The organism is Streptomyces sp. NPDC024698 (genome assembly GCF_055559015.1).
In genome coordinates this window covers 287,768-314,683 of record NZ_JBVHLK010000002.1, presented here as the reverse complement: position 1 = coordinate 314,683, position 26,916 = coordinate 287,768, and the positions used below count along the sequence as shown (strand labels likewise).

Annotated in this window: 27 protein-coding genes; 20 read left to right on the top strand and 7 right to left on the bottom strand. The window is 70.2% G+C overall.

Features of this window, described 5'->3' with window-relative positions:
- The 11 genes from ACZ4AA_RS05860 to ACZ4AA_RS05810 all read left to right on the top strand — a co-directional run bounded on the left by ACZ4AA_RS05860 (position 1) and on the right by ACZ4AA_RS05810 (position 8,327).
- The gene (locus ACZ4AA_RS05860; protein WP_467595990.1) at positions 1–1,341 is read left to right on the top strand and encodes a CpaF family protein; all 1,341 of its coding nucleotides are present in this window, start codon (positions 1–3) and stop codon (positions 1,339–1,341) included.
- Positions 1,338–1,523 (top strand): hypothetical protein, encoded by a 186-nt coding sequence (locus ACZ4AA_RS05855; RefSeq protein WP_467595987.1) that lies wholly within the window; start codon positions 1,338–1,340, stop codon positions 1,521–1,523. Before ACZ4AA_RS05860 ends, ACZ4AA_RS05855 begins: the two co-directional genes overlap by 4 nt.
- Complete coding sequence (locus ACZ4AA_RS05850) at positions 1,520–2,461, top strand: type II secretion system F family protein (RefSeq protein WP_467595984.1); 942 nt, start codon at positions 1,520–1,522, stop codon at positions 2,459–2,461. The genes ACZ4AA_RS05855 and ACZ4AA_RS05850 overlap by 4 nt, the downstream gene beginning before the upstream one ends.
- A gap of 13 nt (positions 2,462–2,474) precedes the next feature.
- Entirely contained in the window at positions 2,475–3,365 is an 891-nt protein-coding gene (locus ACZ4AA_RS05845) for a DUF5936 domain-containing protein (RefSeq protein ID WP_467595981.1), read from the top strand.
- Complete coding sequence (locus tag ACZ4AA_RS05840) at positions 3,365–4,774, top strand: sensor histidine kinase (protein WP_467595978.1); 1,410 nt, start codon at positions 3,365–3,367, stop codon at positions 4,772–4,774. Before ACZ4AA_RS05845 ends, ACZ4AA_RS05840 begins: the two co-directional genes overlap by 1 nt.
- Positions 4,767–5,498, top strand: a complete 732-nt coding sequence (locus ACZ4AA_RS05835) for a response regulator (protein ID WP_467595975.1) — start codon at positions 4,767–4,769, stop codon at positions 5,496–5,498. Before ACZ4AA_RS05840 ends, ACZ4AA_RS05835 begins: the two co-directional genes overlap by 8 nt.
- Positions 5,499–5,612: 114 nt before the next feature.
- Positions 5,613–5,813 carry a hypothetical protein gene (locus ACZ4AA_RS05830; RefSeq protein WP_467595972.1) on the top strand — a complete coding sequence of 67 codons (201 nt, stop codon included), beginning with the start codon at positions 5,613–5,615 and terminating at the stop codon, positions 5,811–5,813.
- Positions 5,810–6,415, top strand: coding sequence for a pilus assembly protein TadG-related protein (locus tag ACZ4AA_RS05825; RefSeq protein WP_467597055.1), 606 nt, complete (start codon positions 5,810–5,812; stop codon positions 6,413–6,415). The genes ACZ4AA_RS05830 and ACZ4AA_RS05825 overlap by 4 nt, the downstream gene beginning before the upstream one ends.
- 15 nt (positions 6,416–6,430) lie before the next feature.
- On the top strand, positions 6,431–7,024 hold the full coding sequence (locus ACZ4AA_RS05820; protein ID WP_467595969.1) for a hypothetical protein: 594 nt from the start codon (positions 6,431–6,433) through the stop codon (positions 7,022–7,024).
- A 3-nt stretch (positions 7,025–7,027) separates the two neighbouring features.
- Positions 7,028–7,675 carry an OmpA family protein gene (locus ACZ4AA_RS05815; RefSeq protein ID WP_467595967.1) on the top strand — a complete coding sequence of 216 codons (648 nt, stop codon included), beginning with the start codon at positions 7,028–7,030 and terminating at the stop codon, positions 7,673–7,675.
- 85 nt (positions 7,676–7,760) lie between these two features.
- Positions 7,761–8,327, top strand: coding sequence for a dihydrofolate reductase family protein (locus tag ACZ4AA_RS05810; RefSeq protein ID WP_467595963.1), 567 nt, complete (start codon positions 7,761–7,763; stop codon positions 8,325–8,327).
- Positions 8,328–8,758: 431 nt separating this feature from the next.
- Here the strand turns inward: ACZ4AA_RS05810 and ACZ4AA_RS05805 are convergent, their stop codons facing one another.
- Both ACZ4AA_RS05805 and mgrA read right to left on the bottom strand, forming a co-directional pair.
- The gene (locus ACZ4AA_RS05805) at positions 8,759–9,103 is read right to left on the bottom strand and encodes a DUF192 domain-containing protein (protein ID WP_467595960.1); all 345 of its coding nucleotides are present in this window, start codon (positions 9,101–9,103) and stop codon (positions 8,759–8,761) included.
- 409 nt (positions 9,104–9,512) lie between these two features.
- Positions 9,513–10,550, bottom strand: coding sequence for an L-glyceraldehyde 3-phosphate reductase (mgrA, locus tag ACZ4AA_RS05800; protein ID WP_467595957.1), 1,038 nt, complete (start codon positions 10,548–10,550; stop codon positions 9,513–9,515).
- 144 nt (positions 10,551–10,694) lie between these two features.
- On the opposite strand from mgrA, the gene ACZ4AA_RS05795 reads away from it, so the two are divergent.
- From ACZ4AA_RS05795 to ACZ4AA_RS05780, 4 genes are all read left to right on the top strand, one after another.
- On the top strand, positions 10,695–11,468 hold the full coding sequence (locus ACZ4AA_RS05795; protein ID WP_467595954.1) for an isoprenyl transferase: 774 nt from the start codon (positions 10,695–10,697) through the stop codon (positions 11,466–11,468).
- A 320-nt stretch (positions 11,469–11,788) separates the two neighbouring features.
- Complete coding sequence (locus tag ACZ4AA_RS05790; RefSeq protein WP_467595951.1) at positions 11,789–13,114, top strand: PhoH family protein; 1,326 nt, start codon at positions 11,789–11,791, stop codon at positions 13,112–13,114.
- A 409-nt stretch (positions 13,115–13,523) separates the two neighbouring features.
- Positions 13,524–14,240, top strand: coding sequence for an aggregation-promoting factor C-terminal-like domain-containing protein (locus tag ACZ4AA_RS05785; protein ID WP_467595948.1), 717 nt, complete (start codon positions 13,524–13,526; stop codon positions 14,238–14,240).
- Between the two features lie 136 nt (positions 14,241–14,376).
- Positions 14,377–15,783 (top strand): AI-2E family transporter, encoded by a 1,407-nt coding sequence (locus ACZ4AA_RS05780; RefSeq protein ID WP_467595945.1) that lies wholly within the window; start codon positions 14,377–14,379, stop codon positions 15,781–15,783.
- Positions 15,784–15,948: 165 nt separating this feature from the next.
- On the opposite strand, the gene ACZ4AA_RS05775 is transcribed toward ACZ4AA_RS05780, so the two are convergent.
- Together ACZ4AA_RS05775 and ACZ4AA_RS05770 are read right to left on the bottom strand one after the other, a co-directional pair.
- Positions 15,949–16,482, bottom strand: coding sequence for an alkyl hydroperoxide reductase (locus ACZ4AA_RS05775; protein ID WP_467595943.1), 534 nt, complete (start codon positions 16,480–16,482; stop codon positions 15,949–15,951).
- 6 nt (positions 16,483–16,488) lie between these two features.
- Complete coding sequence (locus ACZ4AA_RS05770) at positions 16,489–17,043, bottom strand: peroxiredoxin (RefSeq protein ID WP_467595940.1); 555 nt, start codon at positions 17,041–17,043, stop codon at positions 16,489–16,491.
- A 174-nt stretch (positions 17,044–17,217) separates the two neighbouring features.
- Between ACZ4AA_RS05770 and ACZ4AA_RS05765 the strand changes: the two genes are divergently transcribed.
- The 4 genes from ACZ4AA_RS05765 (at position 17,218) to ACZ4AA_RS05750 (ending at position 20,411) form a co-directional block, all read left to right on the top strand.
- A complete protein-coding gene (locus tag ACZ4AA_RS05765) occupies positions 17,218–18,195 on the top strand; it encodes a LysR substrate-binding domain-containing protein (protein ID WP_467595937.1) in 978 nt (325 codons plus the stop codon).
- A gap of 277 nt (positions 18,196–18,472) precedes the next feature.
- On the top strand, positions 18,473–19,432 hold the full coding sequence (locus tag ACZ4AA_RS05760) for a MarR family transcriptional regulator (protein WP_467595934.1): 960 nt from the start codon (positions 18,473–18,475) through the stop codon (positions 19,430–19,432).
- Between the two features lie 66 nt (positions 19,433–19,498).
- Positions 19,499–19,978, top strand: coding sequence for a roadblock/LC7 domain-containing protein (locus ACZ4AA_RS05755; protein WP_467595929.1), 480 nt, complete (start codon positions 19,499–19,501; stop codon positions 19,976–19,978).
- A 4-nt stretch (positions 19,979–19,982) separates the two neighbouring features.
- Positions 19,983–20,411: a hypothetical protein gene (locus tag ACZ4AA_RS05750; protein WP_467595926.1), complete on the top strand. Its 429-nt coding sequence runs from the start codon at positions 19,983–19,985 to the stop codon at positions 20,409–20,411.
- A 124-nt stretch (positions 20,412–20,535) separates the two neighbouring features.
- On the opposite strand, the gene ACZ4AA_RS05745 is transcribed toward ACZ4AA_RS05750, so the two are convergent.
- From ACZ4AA_RS05745 to ACZ4AA_RS05735, 3 genes are read right to left on the bottom strand one after another with little or no spacing between them, the layout of a single operon-like run.
- Positions 20,536–22,869, bottom strand: a complete 2,334-nt coding sequence (locus tag ACZ4AA_RS05745) for an ABC transporter permease (RefSeq protein WP_467595923.1) — start codon at positions 22,867–22,869, stop codon at positions 20,536–20,538.
- Positions 22,866–23,564 carry an ABC transporter ATP-binding protein gene (locus ACZ4AA_RS05740; RefSeq protein ID WP_467595920.1) on the bottom strand — a complete coding sequence of 233 codons (699 nt, stop codon included), beginning with the start codon at positions 23,562–23,564 and terminating at the stop codon, positions 22,866–22,868. Before ACZ4AA_RS05740 ends, ACZ4AA_RS05745 begins: the two co-directional genes overlap by 4 nt.
- Positions 23,561–24,088, bottom strand: a complete 528-nt coding sequence (locus tag ACZ4AA_RS05735) for a PadR family transcriptional regulator (protein WP_467595918.1) — start codon at positions 24,086–24,088, stop codon at positions 23,561–23,563. Before ACZ4AA_RS05735 ends, ACZ4AA_RS05740 begins: the two co-directional genes overlap by 4 nt.
- Positions 24,089–24,559: 471 nt before the next feature.
- Here ACZ4AA_RS05735 and ACZ4AA_RS05730 point away from each other — a divergent pair, with 471 nt between their 5' ends.
- Positions 24,560–26,875, top strand: coding sequence for a transglycosylase domain-containing protein (locus tag ACZ4AA_RS05730; RefSeq protein WP_467595915.1), 2,316 nt, complete (start codon positions 24,560–24,562; stop codon positions 26,873–26,875).
- Positions 26,876–26,916: the final 41 nt, after the last annotated feature.

Below are 26,916 nucleotides of genomic sequence, written 5' to 3'. Positions count from 1 at the left end.
ATGAGCCTGCGATCCCGCATCGCCGCCCCCGACGAGGGGGGACCCGCCCGTGAGGACGGGCACCTCGTCGCCGTCTACCGCGCCAAGCTCCTGGAGGAGATCGACCTCGCCGAGATGTCCAGCCTGGCGGCCGCCGAACGCCGGGTCCGTCTCGAACGCGTCCTCGGCCACATCATCAGCCGCGAGGGCCCGGTCCTCTCCACCGCCGAACGCTCCCAGCTCATCCGCAGGGTCGTCGACGAGGCACTCGGACTCGGTGTCCTCGAACCGCTCCTCGCCGACGCGTCCATCACCGAGATCATGGTCAACGGCCCGGACTCGATCTTCGTCGAGCGGGCGGGCCGCGTCGAACAGCTGCCGCTGCGCTTCGCGTCCAACGAACAGCTCATGCAGACCATCGAACGCATCGTCTCGACGGTCAACCGCCGTGTCGACGAGTCCAATCCGATGGTCGACGCCCGCCTGCCCACCGGCGAACGCGTCAACGTCATCATCCCGCCGCTCGCCCTGACCGGCCCCACCCTCACCATCCGCCGCTTCCCCCGCGCGTACACGCTGCCGGAGCTCATCGGCCTCGGCTCCCTCGACGAACAGACGCTCATGCTGCTCGCGGCCTTCGTCCGGGCCCGCTTCAACGTCATCGTCAGCGGCGGCACCGGCAGCGGCAAGACCACCCTGCTCAACGCGCTCTCCGGCCTGATCCCCTCGCACGAGCGCATCATCACCATCGAGGACTCCGCCGAACTCCAGCTCCAGCAGGAGCACGTCATCCGCCTCGAATCGCGCCCCCCGAACGTGGAGGGCAAGGGCCAGATCACCATCCGCGACCTGGTCCGCAACTCCCTGCGCATGCGCCCCGACCGCATCATCGTCGGCGAGGTCCGCGGCGGCGAGACCCTCGACATGCTCCAGGCCATGTCGACCGGCCACGACGGCTCGCTCGCGACCGTCCACGCCAACTCCGCCGAAGACGCCCTCATGCGCCTCCAGACCCTCGGCTCGATGTCCGAGGTCCAGATCCCCTTCGAGGCGCTCAAGGACCAGATCAACTCGGCCGTCGACGTCGTCGTCCAGCTGTCCCGGCACGCCGACGGCTCCCGCAAGGTCACGGAGGTCGCGCTGCTCGTCTCGCACGGCCGCGAACAGTTCCGCGTCACCCCGGTCACCCGCTTCGTGTCCCGCCCGGTCGGCGCCGACCGGGCGGTGCGGGGACACTTCGAGCACCTGCCGCTGCCACGCCCCGTCGCGGAGAAGCTGTACGTCGCGGGCGAGCCGCTGCCGCCCGCCTTCGGCGTCGCCGACGCCATCGACGTACTGAACACGAGGCAGGCGATCGGATGACGCCCCCCACCACGATGCCCGCGACCACGGGACTCCCCGCCGCGAAGTCCGCGACCGCGGGATTCCCCGGCGTCGGTCACCCCGCCTCCGAGCCCGCCGTGCCCGCGCGGCTCGCCCGCGTGAGGGCCGCCGTCGACCCGGCCGCCCCCGCGCCGCTCACCCCCGAAGGGAGGCAGCCATGAACGACCCCGCACTCCTCGCCCTCGGCGGGACGCTCCTCGGCGGCACGCTCGCCGTCGCGGGCGTCCACACCTACGCCTCGGGCCGCGCCCAGCGCCGGGACCTCCTCGACCGGCTCTCCGGCGGCGGCCGGCCGCACACGGACGGCGGCCGGGCACGCCGCTTCGCGGGCGTCGACCGCCGGCTGCGCCGCACCCGCCTCGGCCGCACGATCCACCTGCGCCTGACGGCCACGGGACTCGATCTCACGGCGGGAGAGTTCTTCACCTACGTCACCGCCGTGGTCGTCGCCCTGTGGCTGATCGCGGCCGCCACCCTGGCCCCCTTCTTCGGCCCGATCGCCGCGATCCTCGGCGGCTGGAGCGCGGCCGTCTTCCTCAACTGGCAGCGCCAGAAACGCATCGAGGCATTCATCAACCAACTCCCCGACGTGGCCCGCCTGCTGGCGAACGCCACCGCGGCGGGCCTCGCCCTGCGCACGGCCCTCGCCATGGCCGCGGAGGAGCTGGAAGCCCCGGCGGGCGAGGAACTCGCCCATGTGGCCGACCAGTTGATGCTGGGCCGCACGATCGACGACGCCCTCGGTGAACTCTCCGAACGCCTGCCCTCCCGCGAGCTGATCGTCCTCGTCACCACCCTCGTCCTCGCCAACAAGGCGGGCGGCTCCGTCGTCAGCTCCCTGCGCAACCTCACCCAGACCCTGGAGGACCGAAAGGAGACCCGCCGCGAGGTCCGCACGATGCTCTCCGAGGTCAACGCGACCGCTTTCACGGTCCCCTTCCTCGGCATCGGCTCGCTCGTGCTGATCAACTCCTCGAACGAGGGAGCGCTCGCCCGCGTCACCGGCTCCGCGCTCGGACAGGGCCTCGTCCTGCTCGCCCTCGGGCTCTACACCGTGGGCTTCTTCGTCATCCGCCGACTCGGCAAGATCGAAGTGTGAGGGAGGGGTCACCATGCTGCCGCTGCTGCTCGCCGTCCTGATGGGCGCGGCCGTCGCGGGCGTCCTCCTCGGCGTCCGGATGATCCGCTCCGAGGTCAAACTCCCCAGCGACCTCCAGCTCGCCCTGGAGGTCGGCGGTACCCGTGTCTCGGTGGCCGACTCGGCCGTCGACCGTCTCGGCATGCGCTTCGCGCCCACCGTCCTGCGTCTGATGGGCCCCCGGCGCGTGGACGCCAAACGCCGGCGCATCGACATGGCCGGCAACCCCGGCGGTCTGACCCTGAACCGCTACGCCGCCCGCCGCGCGGTGTACGGGGTCTTCGGCGTCGTCCTCGGCCTGGTGTTCCTCTCCAACGGCCAACTCCTCTTCGCCGTGCTCACGTTCGCCTTCGGGCTGGTCGCCGCGGACGCCCTCATCTGGCAGGCCGTCCGGGAGCGCAAGGAGGTCATCGACCGCACCCTGCCCGACTTCCTCGACGTCCTCGCCGTCGTTGTCTCCGCGGGCCTCGGCTTCCGGCAGGCCCTGGACCGCGTGGCGGAGAAGTACGAGGGCCCCTGGGCGGACGAACTGCGCATCACCCTGCGCCAGATGGACATGGGCGTCAGCCGCCGCCAGGCCTTCGACGAGCTCCGCAGGCGCAACTCCTCCGAGCAGGTGGCCCAGTTCGTCTCGGCGCTCCAGCAGGGCGAGGAACTCGGCTCCCCGATCGCCGAGACCCTCATCCAGCTGGCCACCGACATGCGCCGCACCGACGCGCAGAACGCCCGCCGCCGCGCCGCCAAGACGATCCCCAAGGCCACGATGGTCACCCTGGTGTTCATGCTCCCGGCGACGATGATCCTCATCGCGACGGGCATGTTCCTCGGCTCGGGCACCAACTTCGGCTCGATCCTGGGGCGCTGATGAACAGGCTTCAGGGGGGCCGGGGGCACGCGGTCCACGAGCACCTGCGCCGGGCCCTCGGGCTCGCGCGAAGCCGAGCGCACCGGTCGCTCCGGCTCGCGCGCGGCCGGGACCGGGGCACCGGGTACCTCGCGGACGACGCGCCCGCGCCCGGCGGCATCCGCCTCCAGCTCAACGCCCTCCAGGCCCTGTGCCGTCAGGCCTTCGCGGTCCGTCTCGCGGCCATCGTGGTCGGCGCCCCCTTCGCGATGACGAACGCCGGCGGTGGCCTGCTGCGTTGGGCGGTCCTCGCCGCGGCCGTCCTCGGCGTCATGGGTTCGTACGCCATGCTCCGCGACTGGGACCGCTTCGGCCCCCGCCTCCTCGCCCACCCGACATTGATGGGCCTGGACCTCACCTTCGGCGCGGTCCTGCTCCTGACCGCGTCCCCGGCCTCCCCCCTCGCCTACGCCACGGTCTGCACCCCGCTCCTGTCCGGCCTGCTGTACGGCTGGCGCGGCGCGGGCGTCTTCACCGGATTCCAGCTCTTCGTGCTGCTCACGGTGTTCAGGGCCTGGGAACACCGGCCGGGCGCGGGCTCCAACACCCTGCTGATCGCGGGCTTCTGCGTCGGCGCCGGCATCATCGGAGTGACCCTGCGCAATCTGCTGTTCCGCTTCGGTACGGCGGGACAGGCGCTGGCGGAGGCGACCAGCAGGCTCGCCGTCGCGGAGGCCGTGGAGTCCGAACGGGCGCGCCTGGCACGGGAGATGCACGACTCCGTGGCCAAGACGCTGTACGGGCTCGCGCTGGCCGCGGAGGCCCTGGCAGCCTCCGCGGACGACGGGGACCCGAGGGCGCTCAAACGGCAGGCGGCCACGGTCGCGGACGCGGCCCGCCTGGCCGCCGCCGAGTCCCGTACCCTCCTGTCGGACCTGCGGCGGCACACCGACCTCGGCGACCCGGACATCGACCTCGGTCCCGAACTCGACTCCATGGCGGCCGACTTCGAGGCCCGCACCGGTGTGGCCGCGGCGGTGCGGCACCGGGGCGCGCGTCCGGTCCTGCCCAGCACCGCGGCCCACCATGTCCTCGCGATCGTTTCCGAGGCCTTGGAGAACGCCCACCGTCACGCCGAGGCGAGCACGGTGACGGTCGAACTCGACGTGTCGCAACGGCGGTTCTCGTTGCTCGTCCGGGACGACGGGGTGGGTCTGCCTGGGCCCACGACCCCCGCGACGCTCGCCGCCTGGACGAGATCCGGCCATTTCGGCCTGCTCGGCATGACGGAACGCGCCGCGTGCGCGGGGGGCCTCATCGCGCTGGACCGGCCCCTCGAAGGGGGCACCGAGGTTCGGCTGACCCTCCCGCTTTCGACGGCCGTCCTTCCCGTTCCCCCCACTTCCCAAGAGGAGGCCGCACATGCCTGACCAGGCACTTTCCGGCCCGTCCCTGCGTGTCCTGGTGGCCGACGACAACCCCGTCGTACGGGCCGGACTGACCGCGCTGCTGGACGCGCACCCCGACATCGCGGTCGTCGCGACCGCGCGCGACGGGGCGGAGGCGGTGGACCGTGCCGCCCTCCTCACCCCGGACGTCGTCCTCCTCGACGTACGGATGCCCGGCACGGACGGCCTCACCGCGCTGCCCGAACTGTGCGCCATCGCCCCTGTGATGATGCTGACGTACAGCAGTGAACCCGAGGTCGTGGCGGAAGCGCTGCGCAGGGGCGCGTCCGGCTATCTCGTCCATGGCGCGTTCACGGCGGCCGAACTCATCGCCGCCGTGCGGGACGTACGCCACGGGCGCCCGACTGTCCCGGATTCACTCGGAGTTTCGTACCAACCGTCCTCATTCTCTTCGCATCTGCAATCGTCTGTGGCACAGTCTTCGGGGGCTCGGCCCTTACCGGCGGCGGGACTTCACCGCCACAGCGTCCATCAGTCCGAGTTCGGCCTGAGTTCAAGGGAGGTGGAGGTGATGGACCTCATCGCGGCCGGCATGAACAACCGCCAGATCGCCGCCACCTGCTTCATCGCGGAGAAGACGGTCAAGAACCACATCAATCGCATCTTCGCGAAGCTGCACAGTTCTTCGCGCAGTGAAGCGATCGCCCACTGGCTGGGGACGACGCACGAGGGGTGGAGCCGATGACTCCGCCCCGGGCTCCCCACCAGCGAAGTTGGGCCCCTGGGCCCACTCGCGGTAGGCGTGTTCTCACGTACGGTGCTCGGGTCGTTAGTGGCCTCGACAGGGAGGGCAGTCCTGATGAACAGGTTCACCACATGGACCCGAACGGTGATCGCCCGCACGCGGGGCGCCCACCGGGACGCGGGGGCGGGGTTCGTGGAGTACGCGGGGTTGATGATCATCATCGCGGGGATCTTCACGTTGATCGACCAGATCGGCCTGGACGGAATGATCTCCGGCGCCATCAGGAACGCGGTCACCCAGGTCACCGGCGGCTGACCCGATCGGTCAGCGGCGACCGGGGGCAGACCCTCCCCATCTACATCTGGCTGACGGGGATTCTGCTCTTCGCCGCGTTCGCCTTCTTCGCCTTCGCCCAAGCAGCGTCCGCCCGCAATGGAGCTCAATCCGCGGCGGACGCTGCCGCGTTGGCGGCCGCACAGGACTCCCGCGACGAGCTCATGAAGGGGCTGGCGGGAGCCATCGGCACGGACGACCACTGGCTCGACTGGCTCGACGGCGACAAGTTCCAGGGCGCGGGGGCGTCCGCCGCCGCCGACCGGCTGGCCGCCGAGAACGACGCGACGGTGCAGGGCGGGGCCCAGCCCACCGCCGTGAACGGCTTCCCCGGCTATCACGTGACCATCGAGACCCGCTACACGGTCGGCGCCTCCATCATTCCGGGCACGGAGAACCGCCATGCCACGGCCCAGGCGACCGCGGTCATCGAGCCGCGCTGCACATTCGCGACCGACGCGGATCCCAAGAAGCTCGTGAAGTTGAACTGTGCTGGGCACAGTGTGGACATCGATCCCGAACATTTCCATTCGGACGACCTTCCCGACGCGTCCGTGCTGTTCTCAGTGCATCTGGCCGAGTGAGAGGAAGCCGTACCGATGGATCTCCGGCACACCATGAAGGGCCGCAGGGCCATGGCCGCGGTCGCGATCAGTGCGGGCTTGCTCCTCACGGTGTCCGGTTGCGGCGGGGGAGACGGAGGTGACAAGCCGAAGGCGGCCTCGTCCTCCTCCCAGGCGGCCAAAGGGGGCGGCGATGCCGCGAACCAGGCGTCGCCGACGGCGAGTCAGGACCAAGTGCTGGCCGAGGTCAAGGGTGACGACGTGACCCTCACGATCACCTCGGCGGTGCGGGACCAAGGCGGATTCGTGACGGTCAGCGGGACGGTGACCAACGGCGGCGGCCAGTTCTGGGTCGCCGCGAACTGGCGAGGCGACGAGCGTGAGTTGAGTAGGAACGGCGCCTCCATGGCCGGAGCCTCGCTGACCGACAGCAAGGGCAAGAAGAAGTACCTGGTCCTGCGGGACACCCAAGGGCGCTGCCTGTGCACCAAGTTCGACGGAGGCGGTGTGGACGCCGGCAAGTCGGCCGACTGGTTCGCCCAGTTCCCCGCACCCCCCGCCGGAATCACCGCCGTCGACTTCCAGGTCGGCTCCATGCCACCCGCCTCCATCGAGATCTCCGAGGGCTGACCCATGGCCCTCCCGCCCCGCGTCGCCGCCACCACGTTCACGGCCCTCGCCGTGCTGATCACCCTCGGCCTCCCGGGCCCCGCGCACGCGGACGGCGGTGACCCCAGTGCCCCGCCCGGCAGCGTCACCACCTCCCCGCCGCCCGAGGTCGACGCCAACAGCCCCGGGCTCAAGCTCGCCGACGGGGCGACCCTCGCGCCCGCCAAGGTGCTGGACATCAAGTCGGTCGTGGAGGACCTGGGCGGAGAGGAACGCCGGGAGGACACCAACGCGGACGTGACCTTCGCGCTCCAGGCGGAGGTCCTCTTCCCCAAGGACAGCTCGACGCTCAACCCGGACTCCCAGTCCCGTATCCAGGCGATCGCGGACGAGATCAAGGCCCAGCACGCGACCACGGTCCGCGTCTTCGGGTTCACGGACAACCTCGGCTCGTACGCGCACGGACTGACCCTCTCCAAGAAGCGCGCGGAGCAGGTGCACGACCGGCTGGCCGCCGCGCTCGGCTCCGCGGAGTCGGACATCACCTTCGAGGTGCGGGGCTACAGCGAGGACTACCCGATCGCCGACAACACTTCGGAACAGGGCCGCCGCAAGAACCGCCGGGTGGAGGTGACCTTCCCGAGGGGCGCCGCCGGCGGGAACAGCGCCTGACGAGCGCGTCACCTTCTCCCGGGCCCGGCCTCCTGGCAGCATGCCCCCGACGAACGGGTCGCGCGCGAGGTCGATGGAGCCAGCCATGAGGAAGATCGTGTTGATGTCGTCGGTGTCCCTCGACGGATACATCGAGGGACCGAACCGCGAGATCGACTGGCACCGGGTCGACGCCGAACTGCACCAGCACTTCAACGACCTGGTCAAAGGCTTCGGCGCCCTGATGTCCGGACGGGTGACCTACGAGCTGATGGCCTCCTACTGGCCGACGGCCGACCAGGACCCGGACATCAGCCCGGAGATGGCCGAGTTCGCCGGGATCTGGCGCAACATCCCCAAGGTGGTGTTCTCCCGGACGCTGGAGCGCGGCACCGGGCACACCACGGTCGTACGGGAGGTCGTGCCCGAGGAGATCAGGGCGCTCAAGGCGCAGGAGGGCGGGGACCTCGCGCTCGGCGGCGCCGATCTCGCCGCCGAGTTCCTGCGGCTCGGCCTGGTCGACGAGATCAGGCTGTACGTGCACCCCGTGCTCATCGGGGACGGCAAACCGCTGTTCCCCGAGGCCCAGGCGCCGACCGACCTCCGCCTCGTCGAGTCGCGGACCTTCGGCAACGGCGTGGCCCTCCTGCGCTACGAACGCGACACCGCCTAGGCCGTGTCCGGGCCCGTGCCCGGTCGCGACGGTCCCGCCGGTGTCCGGACCGCCGACTCGTCCGTCCCCCGGTTCCCCGGCCTCCCGGGCGTCCCGGAAGGTGTGCGCCGGTTCTCCAGCCCCTCGGTCCCCGGCCCGCAAGGCCTCCGGCCGAGATCAGGGCCCGCCCGAGCAGATTGACCGAAAACCTCCCAATGAGGGGCGCTCGGCGCGAGGTGTCCGCCCCCCGATCGGGGCCGAGGGACCGCTGCTTCGGCGCGGCGTGTGCCGAAGATCCGCACGGGGTTTCCACATCGTTATCCGGCGGCTGTCGTCAGCGATGTCAGGCTCACGTAAGTTCAGGCCAAGGTAATTCGCGTCAGCAAAGCTGCGCGTGCGGCACCGCGCGGAGGAGGGGGCTGCGCGGTGCTGCCCTGCCCGGTGACGTGACGTCAGCCGTGCCGGACCGTGATCCGTGTGCCGCGCCGTACACCCCACCGCTCCATCGACCCGGCCTCCGCCTCCAGGACCTGCCGGGCCCGCGGCCGGGGCAGCCCCAGCCGGCCCGGGCGCATCGTGCGTACGGCCAGGACCCGCGACGACCGGTCCAGATAGGCGACGTCGATCGCGAACCGCATCCCCAGGGTGTGCACCGAGTTCGCCGGGGCCAGCAGCAGCGCGCCCTCGATCCCCGGGCGTCCGAGCAGCCCCCGCCGCCGGGCCCGCGCCGTGGTGGCGAGCTCCAGGGGCACCGGCTCGGACGTCCCCTGCGTCGTGTCCGTCGTGAAGGTGGCCATGCGTGCGAAGTTAGCGGGGTGGTCAAGCCCGGGGCCGCCACGCGGATCACCCGCCCGGAGTATGTGTGGACAAGTCGGCTCCACGTCCCCAGAACGCGCACAGACCCATTGGATCTCTGTCGATCCTCCGTGAATCCCTTTGAATCAGCCGTGATTCAGCCATGATCACACCCGGAATCCATGGTTCCATGCTCATCATGGCGTCGCCGGACGACTCCGGAGAGTAGTTGTGGCACGCGGATGCACGCAGCATCACTTACGAAGGGTTATGGTGGAAACCCCCCCTCGGGCCGGTCCGTCTCCCCCCCCACGGACCGGCCCGTTTTTTGTGCCCGCGGCGGCCCGTCCGGCAGGCGCCCCCGTGCGCCCCCCGGGCGGGCCGCCCCGCGCGGCCCGGGATTCCGGTGACTCAGTGCCGTTGGGCCCAGATGTTCGTGCCCGTGGTCGATACCGCGAACGTGTCGATCTCTTTCAGTTCCTCGTCCGTGAGCTCCGGGGCCGCGAGTGCCTCCAGGTTCTCCTCCAGCTGCCGCACGCTGGACGCGCCGATGAGGGCGGAGGTCATCCGCTGGTCGCGCAGCACCCAGGTGAGCGCGAGCTGGGCGAGCGACTGGCCGCGCCGGGCCGCGATGGCGTTCAGCCCGTTCAGCCGGCGCACGACCTCCTCGCTCAGCAGGCCCGGGTCCAGCGACTTGCCCTGGGTGGCGCGCGAGCCCTCCGGGATGCCCTGGAGGTATGTGCCGGTGAGCAGGCCCTGCGCGAGCGGAGCGAAGGAGATGCAGCCCATCCCGGCCGACTCCAGCGTGTCGAGCAGGCCGTCGTCCTCGGTCCAGCGGTTGAGCATCGAGTACGAGGGCTGGTGGATCAGCGGACGGACGCCCATGCCGGTCAGGATCCGGGCCGCCTCCGCCGTCTGCTCGCTGCTGTACGAGGAGACGCCGACGTACAGCGCCTTGCCCTGCTGGACGGCGGACGCGAGCGCGCCCATCGTCTCCTCCAGCGGGGTGTCCGGGTCGAAGCGGTGAGAATAGAAGATGTCGACGTGATCCGTGCCCATCCGCCGCAGCGAGGCGTCCAGGGAGGACAGCAGATACTTGCGGGAGCCCCACTCGCCGTAGGGGCCGGGGTGCATGAGGTAGCCCGCCTTGGTCGAGATGACCAGTTCGTCCCGGTAGGGGGCGAAGTCCTCCTTCAGCAGCTTGCCGAAGTTGAGCTCCGCCGAGCCGGGCGGCGGCCCGTAGTTGTTGGCGAGGTCGAAGTGGGTGACGCCGAGATCGAAGGCGCGGCGCAGGATCGCGCGCTGGGAGTCCAGCGAGCGGTCGTCACCGAAGTTGTGCCACAGGCCGAGCGAGATCGCGGGCAGTTTGAGACCACTGCGGCCCGTACGCCGGTATTCCATCGAGTCGTACCGCTCCGTTGCGGCCCGGTACAGAGTGGGGTCGTTCATGGGGACGAACCTATGCCAGGGTGCACAGGGCCCTCGGCAGCCCCCGCGTTTCGCAGGGGTAGGCTTCGCCCCGGGGGACCGCCATATGGACAGCAACTGTGCTCGGGCGCGGCTGTCCGATCCGCACGGAGGGGCTGACAACACGTGACCTTGCGCGACAACCTGCGCCGTCTGCTGGTCAGGTTCTATGCACGCAGGGTGGAAGGCCACCTCGACCACGACCAGGTGCCCAAGCACATCGGGGTCATCATGGACGGCAACCGCCGCTGGGCGAAGGCCGCCGGCTCCACCACCGCCCAGGGCCATCGGGCCGGAGCGGACAAGATCGAGGAATTCCTCGGCTGGTGCTCCGAGACCGACGTCGAGGTCGTCACCCTGTGGCTCCTGTCCACCGACAACTTCGACCGCCCCGCGGAGGAGCTCGTTCCGCTCCTCGGCATCATCGAGGGCGTCGTGCGCACCCTGGCGGCCGACGGCCGCTGGCGGGTGCACCACGTCGGGACGCGGGACATCCTGCCCTCCCCGATGCAGTCGGCCCTCAAGGAGGCCGAGGAGGCCACCGCCCATGTCGAGGGGATAGTCGTCAACGTCGCCATCGGCTACGGCGGCCGCCAGGAGATCGCCGACGCCGTGCGCGCGATGATCCTCGACGCCGCCGACAAGGGGACCTCGATGGAGGACCTCGCGGACCGCGTCGACGTCGACCTCATCGGCAAGCACCTCTACACCGGTGCCCAGCCCGATCCCGACCTCGTGATCCGCACCAGCGGCGAGCAGCGGCTGTCCGGATTCATGCTCTGGCAGACCGCCCACTCCGAGTACTACTTCTGTGAAGTCTTCTGGCCGGCCTTCCGCCAGGTCGACTTCCTGCGCGCGCTGCGCGACTACGCGGCGCGACACCGCCGTTACGGAGGCTGAACAACCGGGGTGCCCCGCGTAGTCCGGGGTGCCCCGAGGGGCGTACGTCACCGGGAGTTAACGAACGCGCCGTCATGCGCCCTGGCATGGCTTGGCTCGTTCGAGGGCATAAGCCTTGCAGGTCGATGCCCGAACCACGGGTGTCGTATCTCAGCGGACGGCACGGGGCCGTCCGCCCGGGAGGCCCTTTGCACCAGCCCGATCGTGCGGTCAGCACGGACGAAGCGGAGGGCCGGTTCTCGGCCCGTGCATCGGTGCCGCGAACCGGTCCAGATCTCCTTCGTCGCTCCCCGACCTCATCCGAGGGGGTACGTCCTTCCGTGGTGACCAGCACAAAGCGCCGCACGCCAGACCGGCGCACCTATGTTCTCGACACCAGCGTCCTGCTGGCCGACCCGAATGCCCTGAGCCGCTTCGACGAGCACGAAGTCGTGCTGCCGATCGTCGTGGTCACGGAGCTGGAGGCCAAGCGGCACCATCCCGAACTCGGCTACTTCGCCCGGCAGGCCTTGCGCCTGCTCGACGAGTTCCGGGTCCGGCACGGCCGCCTTGACTCCCCGATCCCCGTCGGGGACCTCGGCGGGACGGTACGCGTCGAGCTCAATCACTCGGACCCCAGCGTCCTGCCCAGCGGGTACCGCCTGGGGGACAACGACTCCCGCATCCTGGCGGTCGCCCGCAACCTTCAGGCCGAGGGATTCGACGTCACCGTCGTCTCGAAGGACCTGCCGCTCAGGATCAAGGCGTCCTCCGTGGGTCTCCTCGCCGAGGAGTACCGCGCGGAACTCGCCATCACGGGCTCCTCCGGCTGGACCGGGATGTCCGAACTGAGCCTCGCCGGCGAACAGGTGGACATCCTCTTCGAGGAGGGGCACGTCTACGTCCCCGAAGCGGCCCGCCTGCCCGTGCACACGGGGCTGACGATCCAGTCGGAGCGCGGCAAGGCCCTCGGCCGTGTCACCGCCGACGGCAACGTCCGGCTCGTGCGCGGCGACCGGGAGGCGTTCGGCATCAAGGGGCGCAGCGCCGAGCAGCGCATCGCCCTGGACCTGCTGCTCGATCCGGACATCGGGATCGTGTCGATGGGCGGCCGGGCCGGCACCGGCAAGTCCGCGCTCGCGCTGTGCGCGGGCCTGGAGGCCGTCCTCGAACGCCGTCAGCACCAGAAGGTGATGGTCTTCCGGCCGCTGTACGCGGTGGGCGGGCAGGAGCTCGGCTATCTGCCGGGCTCCGAGTCCGAGAAGATGAGCCCCTGGGCCCAGGCGGTCTTCGACACGCTCTCCGCGGTCACCAGTCGTGACGTCATCGAGGAGGTCACCGCGCGCGGCATGCTGGAGGTCCTGCCGCTCACGCACATCCGGGGCCGCTCCCTCCACGACGCGTTCGTGATCGTGGACGAGGCCCAGTCCCTGGAACGGAACGTGCTGTTGACCGTTCTGTCCCGTATCGGGGCCAATTCGCGGGTCGTTCTGACCCATGACGTGGCACAAAGGGACAATCTGCGGGTCGGGCGGTACGACGGAGTGGTCGCCGTCGTAGAGAAGTTGAAGGGCCATCCGCTCTTCGCGCACGTCACCCTGAATCGTTCCGAGAGGTCCCAGATCGCGGCCCTTGTGACCGAAATGCTGGAGGACGGGCAGATCTGACCCCGGCTGTACCACCTGGTCAAAGGGTGGTGGATACACGCTGGTTGGCGCCGTCCGGCAAAGGCGAAAAGCCTAGCCGGGCGGCGTCTTGCTGCGCTGGCGTTTCCAGGAAACAGCTGTGGCAAACGGGGTGTGAGCTTTCACACGCGACACGGAATTGCCGCGCGGAGCCGGGTTACGGCTAGAGTCTCACTCCTGTCAGGCCCCGCATACGACACAGCTGTATCCCCAGCGGTACGGCAACACCGGAACCTCAGAACTCCATAGAGCCGTCGTATGCCGCCCGCGCACCACGCGGCGCTCCCCGAGCGGGAGTTGCCCACCGGGCCCGTGTCTCCCCGTGACCCCGCAGTTGGGAGGCCAGCGCCGAGGGGCACGATTGCGTCCGCGAGGGTCACCTAAACGGGCGATGCTGGAAGGAAACCGTGTGAGCCGGATTTCGGTCCGGGGATTCGCAGTGGCTTCGGCCACCGCGGTCACCGCTGTCGGAAGCGTGGTCGGAGTTGCCTCGGGCAGCGTCGCCCAGCCCTCGAACGATGCCGAGGCGACGGCGAGCGACTCGACTCTCCTCGCTGACATACCTGCGGGCCAGCAGGCCCAGGTGCAGACCGCGTCCCTGACGCAGCAGGCCGACGCCCAGGCGATCGCCGCCGACGCGAGCGCCAAGAAGGACGCGGAGGCAGCCGCACGCAAGCAGGCGGCCGACGACGCCGTCGCCAAGCAGAAGGCTGCGGCGAAGGCGGAGAAGGAAGCCAAGGAGCGCAAGGCGGCCGCGGAAACGGCCAGCCGCTCCGCGACGCGTGACGCCTCCAGCTTCTCCGTCCAGGCCTCGTACACCGTCGCGCAGATCCAGGCGATGGCGGCCCAGATGGTGCCGAGCGGTCAGTTCCAGTGCTTCAGCAACATCGTGAACCACGAGTCGAGCTGGAACTACCGGGCTGTCAACGCCTCCTCGGGTGCCTACGGTCTCTTCCAGGCTCTGCCCGGTTCCAAGATGTCGTCCGTCGGTTCCGACTGGCAGACGAACCCGGCCACACAGATCAAGTGGGGCCTCAACTACATGAACAGCCGCTACGGCAGTCCCTGTGACGCCTGGTCGTTCTGGCAGGCCAACAGCTGGTACTAGGCTCCGCGCCTTTCACCGGCCGCTCAACCTTGCGAAGCCCCTCCCCGTCCTAGGGGGAGGGGCTTCGGCCATGTACGGTCGGACCCGACGACTCCAGGGGGGAGTGGTGGGGAGCAGCGGGGGAAAAGGACGCATCATGTCGCGTGTACCAGGATGGATCGGCCGGATCGGCGCCGGACTCACCGAACTCGGTGAACGGCTGGACGAACGCCGGGCCGAGGTCGAGAAGGAGTCGCAAGGCCCCCTCGACGGCGAGGACGGCCTCGGCGCGCGTACCTCCGTCGACGCCTCCGACGCCCTCCTCCCGGCTTCCGGGACCCCCGAGGCGCCGGCGCCCGACGCCGACGCCTCCGCGCTCCCGGTCCAGCGCCCCGCCGAGGAGAAGGCCGCGGCGTACGCGCACGCACCGCAGCACCACCGACCCGACCCCGCCCTCGCCGTGCCGTGGGGAGTGCGCGTCGCCGCCGAGGCCGGCTGGCGGCTGCTCATCCTCGCGGGCACCGTCTGGGTGCTGATGCGGGTCATCAGCGCCGTACAACTGGTGGTGCTGGCCTTCGTGGCCGCGCTGCTCATCACCGCGCTGCTCCAGCCCACGGTGGCCCGGCTGACGCGTCACCGGGTCCCGCGCGGGCTCGCGACCGCGCTCACCGCGATCCTCGGCTTCGTCATCATGGGGCTGATCGGCTGGTTCGTGGTCTGGCAGGTCCAGGAGAACATCGACAACCTCTCCAACCAGATCCAGGACGGCATCGACGAGCTGCGCAAGTGGCTCCTCAGAGGCCCGTTCCACGTGACCGACAAGCAGATCAACAAGATCGCGAAGAATCTCCGCGAGGCGATCGGCGCGAACACGGACCAGATCACCTCGGCGGGCCTCCAGGGCGTGACCGTGGTGGTCGAGGCGCTCACGGGCATCCTGCTCACGATGTTCTCGACGCTGTTCCTGCTCTACGACGGCAAGCGGATCTGGGAGTGGACGCTCAAGCTCGTCCCGGCCGCCGCCCGGCCCGGGGTCGCGGGCGCGGGCCCGCGCGCCTGGCGCACGCTCACGGCGTACGTCCGCGGCACGGTGATCGTCGCCCTGATCGACGCGATCTGCATCGGCATCATCATCTACGTCCTCAAGGTGCCCATGGCGGTGCCGCTCGCCGTCTTCATCTTCCTCGGCGCGTTCATCCCGCTGGTGGGCGCGGTGATCTCCGGGGCGCTCGCGGTGGTGGTCGCGCTGGTGACCCAGGGCGTCTTCATCGCCCTCATGACCCTCGTGGGGGTCCTCGCCGTCCAGCAGATCGAGGGCCACATCCTTCAGCCGTTCATCCTGGGCCGCGCGGTCCGCGTCCACCCCCTCGCGGTGGTCCTCTCGGTCGCCGCCGGCGGCATGATCGCGGGCATCGGCGGAGCGGTCGTCGCGGTGCCGCTGGTGGCGGTGACCAACACGGTGGTCGCGTACCTGCGTTCGTACGCGAGCGAGGCGGATCTGCGCCATGCGCCCGAACCCAGAGGCGCCACCGCGGTGGACGCGTCCCCGGCCCACAGAGGCTGACCCGGCGGCGGCCCCGGGGCAACCGGCGGACGCCGGAGCGGCCTTCGGGCAGCCGTTCGGTGCGGTGACGGATGTCGAGCGGCGACGCACAGGGCCCCGCCCACCGTGAAGGTGGGCGGGGCCCTGTGCGTGAGCGGACCTGGGGCCGCCCGGTGCGCGCGAGAACTACGCGGCGAGGACCGCCTCGGCGTCCAGCGTGGCGCCGACGGCCTGGATCACAGCGGCGATCTTGAACGCCTCCTGGATCGTCTCCCGGTCGACGCCCGCCTTGCGGAGCACCTGCTCGTGCGAGTCGAGGCACTGGCCGCAGCCGTTGATCGCGGAGACGGCGAGCGACCACAGCTCGAAGTCGACCTTCTCCACACCCGGGTTGCCGATGACGTTCATCCGCAGACCGGCCCGCATCGTCCCGTACTCCGGGTCCGACAGCAGGTGCCGCGTGCGGTAGAAGACGTTGTTCATCGCCATGATCGCGGCGGCCGACTTCGCGGCCGTGTACGCCGCGGGCGACAACTGCGCCTTCGCCTCGGGCTCCAGCTCACGCAGCACGCGCGGGGAGCGGGAGGCGATCGCGCAGGCCAGCACGGTGCCCCACAGCTGCTGCTGCGCGAGGTCGCTGTTGCCGATGACCGAACCGAGGTTCAGACGCAGGTCCTTGGCGTAGTCCGGTAGGGCGGACTTCAGTTCGTCGAGAGCCATGGAAGGTCACTCACCGGCCAGGAGGGCGACCGCGTCGAGGGTGTTCTCGCCCTTGGTCCAGTTGCACGGGCAGAGCTCGTCCGTCTGGAGGGCGTCCAGGACCCGCAGGACCTCCTTGGGGTTACGGCCGACGGAGCCGGCGGTCACCATGGAGAACTGGATCTCGTTGTTCTGGTCGACGATGAAGACGGCGCGCTTGGCAAAGCCGTCCTCGCCCTCGATGCCGAGGTCGCGCATGAGCTCGTGCTTCGAGTCGGCCATCATCGGGAAGGGCAGGTCACGCAGGTCGTCGTGGTCCTTGCGCCAGGCGTGGTGCACGAACTCGGAGTCGCCGGAGAAGCCCAGCACCTGCGCGTCACGGTCGGCGAACTCATCGTTCAGCTTGCCGAAGGCCGCGATCTCGGTCGGGCACACGAAGGTGAAGTCCTTGGGCCACGCGAAGACGATCTTCCACTTGCCCTCGTAGGTCTTGTGGTCGATCTGCTCGAACTCCTGGCCCTTCTCCAGCGAGACGCAGGCGGTCAGGTCGAACGTGGGGAACTTGTCACCGACAGTGAGCACAAACTCTCCTAGCAGATAGGGATAGCCCTTTTTGGGGGCATTGCCCTGGAGGATGGACGATGTCGATCGTGGCACAGGCAGCATTGATTCGGGAAATAGCTACACTCGGTCGTGTTGATCGAGAATGGCTATCAGTGACGGCCGGTGAACCGGCCCCGAGGGAGAGGTGCCGTCATGGCGAGCCCCACCGGCAGGGCGGCGGGCGGCAAGGGCGGCGGACGCCGCAGCCCCAGCCTCGCGCAGCTGCGCGCCTTCACCGCCGTGGCCGAGCATCTGCACTTCCGTGACGCGGCCGCCGCGATCGGCATGAGCCAGCCCGCGCTGTCCGGAGCCGTCTCCGCCCTGGAGGAGATCCTCGGGGTGACCCTGCTGGAGCGTACGACCCGCAAGGTGCTCCTGTCGCCCGCCGGTGAGCGTCTCGCCGTACGCGCCAGGGCGGTGCTGGACGAGGTCGGCGCCCTGATGGAGGAGGCGGAGGCGGTACGCGCGCCGTTCACCGGGGCGCTGCGCCTCGGCGTCATCCCCACCGTCGCGCCCTATCTCCTGCCCACCGTCCTGTGCCTCGTCCACGACCGTTACCCCGACCTCGACCTCCAGGTGTACGAGGAGCAGACGGCCGCCCTGCTGGAGGGGCTCACGGCCGGCCGGCTCGACCTGCTGCTGCTCGCGGTCCCCCTCGGCATGCCCGGGATCGTCGAACTCCCGCTGTTCGACGAGGACTTCGTGCTGGTGACCCCGCTCGACCACTGGCTCGGCGGCCGCGAGGGCATCCCCCGCGAGGCGCTGCGCGAACTCCGTCTCCTGCTGCTCGACGAGGGCCACTGCCTGCGCGACCAGGCCCTGGACATCTGCCGCGAGGCCGGGCGCGCGGACGCCCCCGTGACCACCACCGCCGCGGGCCTGTCGACCCTCGTCCAGCTCGTCGCCGGCGGCCTCGGGGTGACCCTGCTGCCGAACACCGCCGTCAAGGTGGAGACGACCCGCAGCGATCAGCTCCTGACCGGGTACTTCGCCGAGCCGGCGCCCACCCGCAGGATCGCGCTCGCGATGCGGTCGGGTGCCGCGCGGAGCACGGAGTACGGCGAACTGGCGGAGGCCCTGCGCGAGGCCCTGCGGCCGCTGCCGGTCAGGGTGTTGGGCGCGGGAGCCTGAACTGCCGTGCAGAGTCGGTCATTCGATGACCGATGAAGTCCCTCGGCAGCCCGGATATTTCCAACTTCCGTCAGGTAGAGCGACTCCCGCGGGGACGTCCACCCCTGCTGATACACATACCTCCTCAGGGTGACTCGTCAGGCGTCTGTGCGAAGTGCCGGTGGTTCCAAGGGGAGTGATGTCGGGCGATCGGGATTCCCTTGGCAGGGTCGGACACGACCTGCTGTCGCACGCGCTGAGCGAATGCCGCAGTGCGCGGGCGACGGGAAGACTGCGGGTGTCCGGAAAGCCCGGGGGAGTCTTCCATCTCCGGGAGGGCTGCGTCGTCGCCGTCGAGAGTCCGGGCGCCCCGGGCGCGGAGGCGCGGCTGCTGCGCTCGGGCCGCGTCAGCGGTGAGCAGTGGGCCGAACTGCTCCGCGAGGCCGGCGGCACCCGGTGGCCCGAGACCGGTCTGATCGCCCACGGTTACGCGGGCGCGGCACAGCTCCGCGTCGTCTGCATGATGGCGATGCAGGACGCGGCCTTCGCCGTCGTGGCCGGTGCCGTGGAGGCGTGCGGCCCGATCGAGGACACCTACGAGCCGTACGCGCCGGTCGACCTCGGAGAGACACCCGCGCGGCTGCTCCAGGACGCGGCGAGGAAGTTGGCCGCCGTCGCCGCCCTGCCGCGGCCCGTACGGCCGGACCGGGAACGCCCGGTGCCGGGCCCGGTGCCGGACGAGTTACGCGAGCAACTGCCGCCTCCGCAGAAGGAGTTGCTGGCACACGCCGACGGCCGCAGGACCGCCCGTGACATCGCCTTCGCGACCGGCCTCGGCGTCTACACCGTCACGGTCGGGATCGCCCGGATGCTCGGCGAGGGGCTGCTGGAACTGCCCGCGGACTCCGGTTCCGCCCCCCGGGTCACCGTGCGGGACCTGTCGACCGGAACGCTCCGGCAGCGGCCGCCCGGCGCCCCGCCGGCCCTGGACCCCGACGTGTTCTCCGCCCTGTCGGGCGCGGTGGCCGCCGCGCGGCCCGAGGCGCCCGGACCCCCGCCGGACCCCGTCCCGCGGCCCGAGGGGATCGCCCCCGCGCTGCCCCGCAGGGAGCCCGGGGCGAACGCCCCCTCGCTGCCCCGCCGTGAACCCGGAGCGAGCGGAATAACCGAAACCCTCGCCCCGGAAAGGACCGGAGCGAGCTGGAAAGGATTCTTCCGTCTGCGGCACCGGATCTGGACCGCGGACTCCGGCAACTGAATCCGGCACCTGAATCCGCATAGCTGTCATCGATCGAATGCGCACAACGACCAGGGAGTTCAATACATGAATCATGAGGCACTGGCCAGGGAAATGAGGGAACTCCGGGAACAGGTCCCCGGAATCACCGATACGGCGCTGGCGGCCGCCGACGGAATGCTGATCGCGGCCGACACCGCCGACACCATCGACCCGGAGAGCCTCGCCGCGATCGCCGCCGCGGGCCTGGGCATCGCGCGCCGCGCGACCGCGGTGACCGCCAGGGGCGCGTTCCGGCAGACCGTGACCTATGGCAGCCAGGGTCTCGCGGCCTTCTACGCGGTCGGTGACACCGCGCTGATGATCGTCCTCGGCGACGAGGGCATCGACCTCGAACAGCTCCACGAAAGGACCCGGCCGGCTCTCGGCCGTATCGGATCGATCCTCACCGGGACCGGCCCCGACCCGCTCGCGGCCCCGGCCGGGCCCGCTCCGCTCACCGCACCTCCCGCCGCACCCGACGCCCTCGTCGGGGCCGCGGCCGACACCGCGACCGAAGGAGCATGACGCCATGGCCACCAAGCGAATGACACCGGGGTTCTCCGACCAGATCATGGGCCTGGTCAAATCACTGCGCGCCGACGCCCCCGACTGCCTCGCCTCCGGAGCGGTCGACATGTCGACCGGGATGCTGCTGAGTTACGAGACCGTCGACAACCATCCGCCGGAGGTCCTCGACCTGCTCGCGGGCGCGACCCTCGACCTGTTCCAGGGACGTACGGTCCAGATGATCGAGGACGTCTTCAAGGAGCGCCGCGGCATCGAGTCCGACACGCACTTCTTCCAGGAGATCCTGGTCAACAGCGACAACCTCACGCATCTGTTCATCCGCATGGGCGACCAGCAGGACGTGGTCGCCGTCGTCGTCTGCCGCAAGTCGGTCAACGTGGGCATGCTCTTCGCGCAGGTCCGCCGTGTGGTGAAGGAGTACAGCATCTGACCACGGACCGGTGGCCCCTCCCGGAGGGGAAGGGCCACCGGCCGCGGACGGCGTCCCGCCGCGTCCGTCCGGCGCCTCGCCGCGTGCGCTGCGCGTGCCGCGTGCGCCGCGTCCGTCCGGCGCGCTACTCCGTGCGCAGTCCGTCCGGCCGCATCAGCCGGATCAGCGGCGGCAGGCTGAGCAGGGTCACCAGGAGCACGACCCCGGCGCCGATGCCCGTCATCGACAGCACGCTCGCCCAGTCCACGCTCACCGAGGTGCCCGTCATCTTGAGCAGGACCGTGCCGAGGGTGAGCCCGACGACCGAGGCCAGGCCGAGGCCCAGGGCGATCGGGATCGCGGTCTGCCACAGCACCGACAGGCTCAGCGTGCGGCGCCGGGTGCCGAAGGCGACCAGCGCCGACAGCAGCTTCTTGCGCTCGCGCAGCTGCTCCAGCTGGGAGATCAGCAGGCTCGCGCCGATCAGCAGCAGGACACAGGTCGCGCCGACGGACAGCCCCGTGCGGATGGACGTGAACTTCTGGGACTGGGTCGTCGCCGTCCACGTCTCGGGGTCGGCCAGCGGGTCGAGTCGTGCCGAGCTGTTGCGGACGAACTCACGGACGTCCGGCACCGACTCGTCGAGCCGCAGGAAGACCGTTCCCCGCACCGTCGAAGCGGCCTGCGGGGGCAGCGCGCCGGGCGTGAACAGGAAGCCTCCGCGCTCCTCGCCGGACGGGTCCCTGCGCGAGTCCGCCCGCGTGACGCCCATCGGCACGGTCCACGGAATCTCCTTCCCCTTGCTGCCGGAACCGAAGGACGGGTCGAAGTAGAGCCTCTTGCCGGCCTTGTTCAGCTTCGCGGTGGACGAGTCCCACTTGGCGTCCCCCACCGCGAATATGTCGCCGTCCTTGCACGAGGGCAGCCGGGCCGCCTCCCGCAGGGCCGCGCAGTCGCCGACCGACACGGTCGACTGCTGCTCGGGCTCGTCGCGTCCGTCGCCCATCTCGGTCCGTCCCAGGGCCGTCGTGTGCGTGACGCCCCTGGTCCGGGACATCAGCCGGACGGCCTCGGCCATGGGCACCCCGGCCGGCACCTGGACGGACATCTGGGCCCGGGCGAGATCCTGGGCGCTGACCTTGGTGTAGTCGTCGTCGACGCCGGCGAACAGCATCTGAAGGGCGATCGCGCCGGCCACCGCGACCGCGATGCCGTTCACCATGCGGGCAGCGGTGCCGCTGCTCAACTGGAGCCTGCGGATAGCCAGTTGCCAGGCGACGCCGCCGGAGTTCAGCCGGGCGACGACCGCCTCGACCACCCAGGGCAGCAGCGCGGTGATGCCGACGAGCAGCAGCAGGACGCCGCCGATGACGAGGTACTGGTTGAAGTTCCCGTTGGACCGCCCCTGCCCGATCATCGGGTAGAGCATCGCGAGGCCGCCCAGCGGCAGCAGCAGGCGCCACCACAGCCGGCGCCGTGACGGCCGCGCCGTGCGCACCACTCCGAGCGGTTCGATGACGACCCCGCGCAGCGCGAGGAGCGTCACCGCGACCGCGGCGGACGGGACCGCGAGGGCCACCAGCACCACCAGCCCGGGCGTCGGGTTGAGGTCACCGGAGAAGACGCTGATCCTGAAGACCAGTACCAGGCCCGCGAGCTGACGTCCGATCAGGAAGAACCCCGCGCCGAGTGCCAGCCCGACCAGCGCTCCGGCCAGCGCCTCGCCGGCCGCGATCCGGCGCGTCATCCGTCCGTCCGCGCCGACCAGTCGCAGTGCGGCCAGCCGCCGGTCGCGCCGCTCGCCGCCGAACCGTACGGCCGCGGCGATGAAGACGCCGACCGGCATCAGCAGCACCACGAAGACGATGAGCACGAGCAACACGAGGATGGGGTCCATCGCCTCCGACGGCCCGCTGTACCCGAACGAGTCGATGCGTTCGATGCGGCCGTTGGTCTCGCCGGTCGCGCTCAGGTTGTCGGCGCCCGCGTAGTAGGCGAGTTCGTGCGGGCCCACGAGCCCGCTGTCCGCGATGGTGCCGCTGACGCGGTAGCCGAGCCGTTCGCGCAGCAGCTTGCCGTCGGGAGACTTCAGCAGCCGGTCGAGAGCGGGCGAGACGACCATGTCGCCGACCGAGGGGAACGAGGACACGCCCGGCGGCAACGGCGCCCGCGCCCCTTCGGGTTCGAGCATCCGGCCGCGTACGTCCTCGTCGCGGAAAGTGGTGTCCGACGTCGCGATGAGCAACGTACGGCCGGACTTCTTCTTGATCACCGAGCTGAACGTCATGTCGTTGCGGCCGCGTTCCCGCTCGTGCCGGGACGTCAGGGCGCTGGGGATCGCCGTGGTGAGCAGCAGCAGCGCGACCCCGAGGCCGACGCCGACGGCCGTCAGCAGGACACGCACCCAGGCCTCACGGCCCCCGGTCACCGCGAACCTGGCGCCCATGGCGAGATCGCGGGACCACTGGCGGGCACTCATACGATCCGCTCCATGTCCCTCGACCTGCCGTCCCGTACGACGACCTCGCGGTCCGAGTACGCGGCCACGCGCGCCTCGTGGGTGACGAGCACGACGGCGGCGTTCGTCGACCGGGCCGCGTCGGTCAGCAGCTCCATCACGCGCTCGCCGTTGAGGGAGTCGAGCGCGCCGGTCGGCTCGTCGGCGAACAGCACCCGGGGACCGGTGACCAGGGAACGGGCGACGGCCACCCGCTGGCCCTGACCGCCGGAGACCTCGCCGGGCCGCTTGTCCTTGAGGTCGTCGACCTCCAGCCGTTCCATCCAGGACAGCGCGGTGCGCTCGGCCTCCTTGCGGCCCGTGCCGTTCAGCCGCAGCGGCAGCGCGACGTTCTCGACGCAGCTCAGTTCCGGCACGAGCTGGCCGAACTGGAAGACGAACCCGAAGGCGGAACGCCGCAGCGCGCTGCGCTGTGCGTCGTTCATCGTCGCCATCTCCTGGCCGTCGTACGTGATCGAGCCGGAGTCGGGCGTGACGATGCCGGCGAGGCAGTGGAGCAGGGTGGACTTGCCGGAGCCGGAGGGGCCCATCACGGCGACGACCTCGCCGGGGTGGATGGAGAAGGCGGCTCCGTCCAGCGCGGTGGTCGGCCCGTACGTCTTGCGCAGGTCCGTGGCCGTGAGCAGGGAGCCCGGGGGAGCGGCGGCGGGGGTCATCGGGCCGTCACCGCCTCGGCGAGCTTGTCGAGACGCGCGGCCGCCAGTTCCAGCCATCGCAGGTCGGCCTCCAGGTGGAAGAGGGCGTGGTCGCAGATCAGCTGATCGGCGAGGTCGCCCTTGCGCTTGCGCTCGGTCAGCATGCGCATCATCCGCAGATGCTCCGAACGCTGGGTGTCGAGGAGCTCGCTCGCGTTCCGGCGGGTCAGCAGGGCGAGGACGACCTTGGTGTACAGGGTCGACTGGAGGTAGGGCTCGGGTGTCTCCGGCGTCGCGAGCCAGCGCTGCACGTCGGTGACCCCGGCCTCGGTGATCGCGTACCGCTTGCGCTCGGGCCCCTCGCCCGCCTCGATCCCGTCGAGTTCGACGAGCCCGTTCTTCAGCAGCCGTGACATCGTCGAGTAGACCTGGCCGTAGTGCAGCGGCCGGTCGTGACCGAATTTCTCGTCGAAGGCCCGCTTCAGGTCGTAACCGTGGCGCGGCCCGGACTCCAGGAGCCCTAGAAGGGTGTGACCGATGGACATGCCGAGCACTCTACACACCGCGTATACACGGCATGTATACGCGGCGCGTATAGGTCGCGGGGAGCCTGTCCCGGAGCAGGGGAACCCCCTGGTCGCAGCCGATTGTCACGATTCTGGAACCGTCGGCCCGCCCCTCCCGCACCCGGGCCGCCCGCCGTCCCCGTCCCTCCCCGCGCGCCTTCCGGCCCCGGGGAGCGCGCCCTCCCGGACCCGGGAGCGCGGGGCCCGGCGGGGGCTCGGTCCGCGCGCCGGTCGCCCGTAGTTCCTCAGCTCACTTTTTCCCGCCGCGGCAACCTTCCGGCCCTCCTGCTCGTCGGATTCATTGAGGCAGTGCCGATGGCGTGCTGATTGTCACGTCCGGAAAAGACCGGATCGGCGCCCCTTTGTCATAGCGCGCGGTGTTAGCTTGCTGAGCTGACCTGACCGGCGAACTTGTGTGCCACACGAGAATGAAGCGGAGCGGATCGACCCATGGGACGAGCTGAAGAGAGACGAGCGCGGCAGGCACAGGGCCGCCGCGCGGCGCCCCAGCGCTCGTCCGGGAACGAGTCGGCGGGCTCCGGTCCCGGCGGGAAGGCGGGCGGCAAGCCCCGCCGCACCGGCATACGCCGGTTCGTGAACTGGAAGACGATCCTCGGATCGTTCCTCGGCTTCTGCCTGCTGGGCATGGGCGGCTTCATCGTGCTCTACATGGTCGTCTCGGTGCCCGAGGGCAACGCGGCCGCCAGGCGCCAGAGCAACATCTACAAGTACAGCGACGGCTCGCTGCTCGGGCGCAGCGGCAAGGTCAACCGAGAGATAGTCGACCTGTCCAAGGTGCCCAAGAACGTCCAGAAGACGTTCGTCGCCGCCGAGAACAAGACCTTCTACGGCGACTCGGGCATCGACCTGAAGGGCACCGCCCGAGGTCTGATCAACACCCTCTCAGGCAAGGGCAAGCAGGGTGGTTCGACGATCACCCAGCAGTACGTGAAGAACTACTACCTCAGCCAGGACCAGACCGTCACGCGCAAGCTGAAGGAAATGGTCATCTCGCTGAAGGTGGACCGCCAGAAGTCCAAGGACGACATCCTGGCCGGCTACATCAACACCAGCTACTACGGCCGCAACGCGTACGGCATCCAGGCGGCGGCGCAGGCCTACTACCGCGTCGACGCCCAGAAGCTCTCGGTCGCGCAGGGTGCCTACCTCGCCTCGCTGCTCCAGGCCCCGAGCCAGTACGACTGGGCGGTCGCCTCGAAGACCGGCAAGCGGCTGGTCGAGGCCCGCTGGAACTACACCCTGGACAACATGGTCCAGATGCACTGGCTCGACGCGGGCGAGCGCGCGGGCATGAAGTTCCCGGTCCCCAAGGAGCCCAAGGGCGCCCCCGGCATGGAGGGCCAGACCGGCTATCTGATGACCGAGGCCAAGAGCGAACTGGCGCAGCAGCTCGTCTCCCAGGGCTCGGCCGACAACCTCAGCGACGCCAACGCCAAGATCGACGCGGGTGGCTGGACCATCACGCTGAACGTCGACCGCAAGAAGCAGGCGCTGCTGGAGGCGACGGTCAAGCAGCAGCTGACCAGCAAGCTGGACCCGAAGAAGCGCAAGGTCGACGCCAACATGCAGGCCGGTGCCGTCTCGGTCGACCCGAAGACCGGCAAGATCGTCGCGATGTACGGCGGCAAGGACTACTTCAAGCACTACATCAACAACGCGACGCGCCACGACTACCAGGCCGCGTCGACGTTCAAGCCGATGATCTTCGCGGCGGCCCTGGAGGAGGCGGCGAAGACGCGTTCCGGGCAGCCGATCACCGCGAACACGATCTACGACGGCACCAACCGCCGTCCCGTGGTCGGCAGCGACATCGGCTTCGCGCCGCCGAACGAGGACGAGCACAGCTACGGCCCCGTCACCGTGCAGACCGCGATGAACAAGTCCATCAACTCCGTCTTCGCGCAGATGGGCGTCGACGTCGGCATGGACGAGGTGCTCAAGGTCGCCGGCAAGCTCGGCATGAACACCAAGAGCCTTCAGGCGGTGCCCGCCCAGACCCTCGGCTCGATGGGCGCGAGCCCGCTGGAGATGGCGGGCGCGTACGCCACGCTCGACAACCACGGCAAGAAGGTCACCCCCTCGATCGTGGCCTCGGCCGAGCACAAGGACAGCACGGTCACGATGCCGAACCCGATCGGCGATCGGGTCATCAGCGAGGAGGCCGCCGACACGGTCACCTCGGTGCTGACCGGTGTGGTCGACGACGGTACGGCCCGGGTGTCGGTGCGGGACAACCCGTCCCGCGACGGCCAGGTGGTCGCCGGCAAGACCGGTACGTCCGACAACAACAAGTCGGCCTGGTTCACCGGCTACACGCCGAACCTGGTCACCTCGGTGCTGCTGTTCGGCGAGGACGCGAAGACCCACGCCCAGGTGTCCATGAAGGGCGCCACGGGCCTCTACCTGGAGGGCGGCCGCGTCAACGGTGGCGGCTACCCGGCGAAGATCTGGGCGGCCTACACCTTCGCGGCGATGGACGGGAACGTCAGCAAGTTCGACCTGAACACCACCTCGGGCGCCGCGGTGGTACCGACCGACCTTCCCACCGCCACCCAGACGCCGTCCAGCACCCCGTCGTCGACCCCGACGACCGAGGAACCGACGACGCAGCCGCCCACCACGAGCAGCCCGCCGACCCCCACGGACGAGCCGACGACGACCCCGCCGACGACGACGAGCCCGTCCTCACCGACGAGTTCGCCCACCGGCGGCGTCCTGGACGATCCGTTCGGCCAGACCCAGTAGCGCGTGTGAGCCCGTGACCCAGAAGGAGGCACCCGGACACC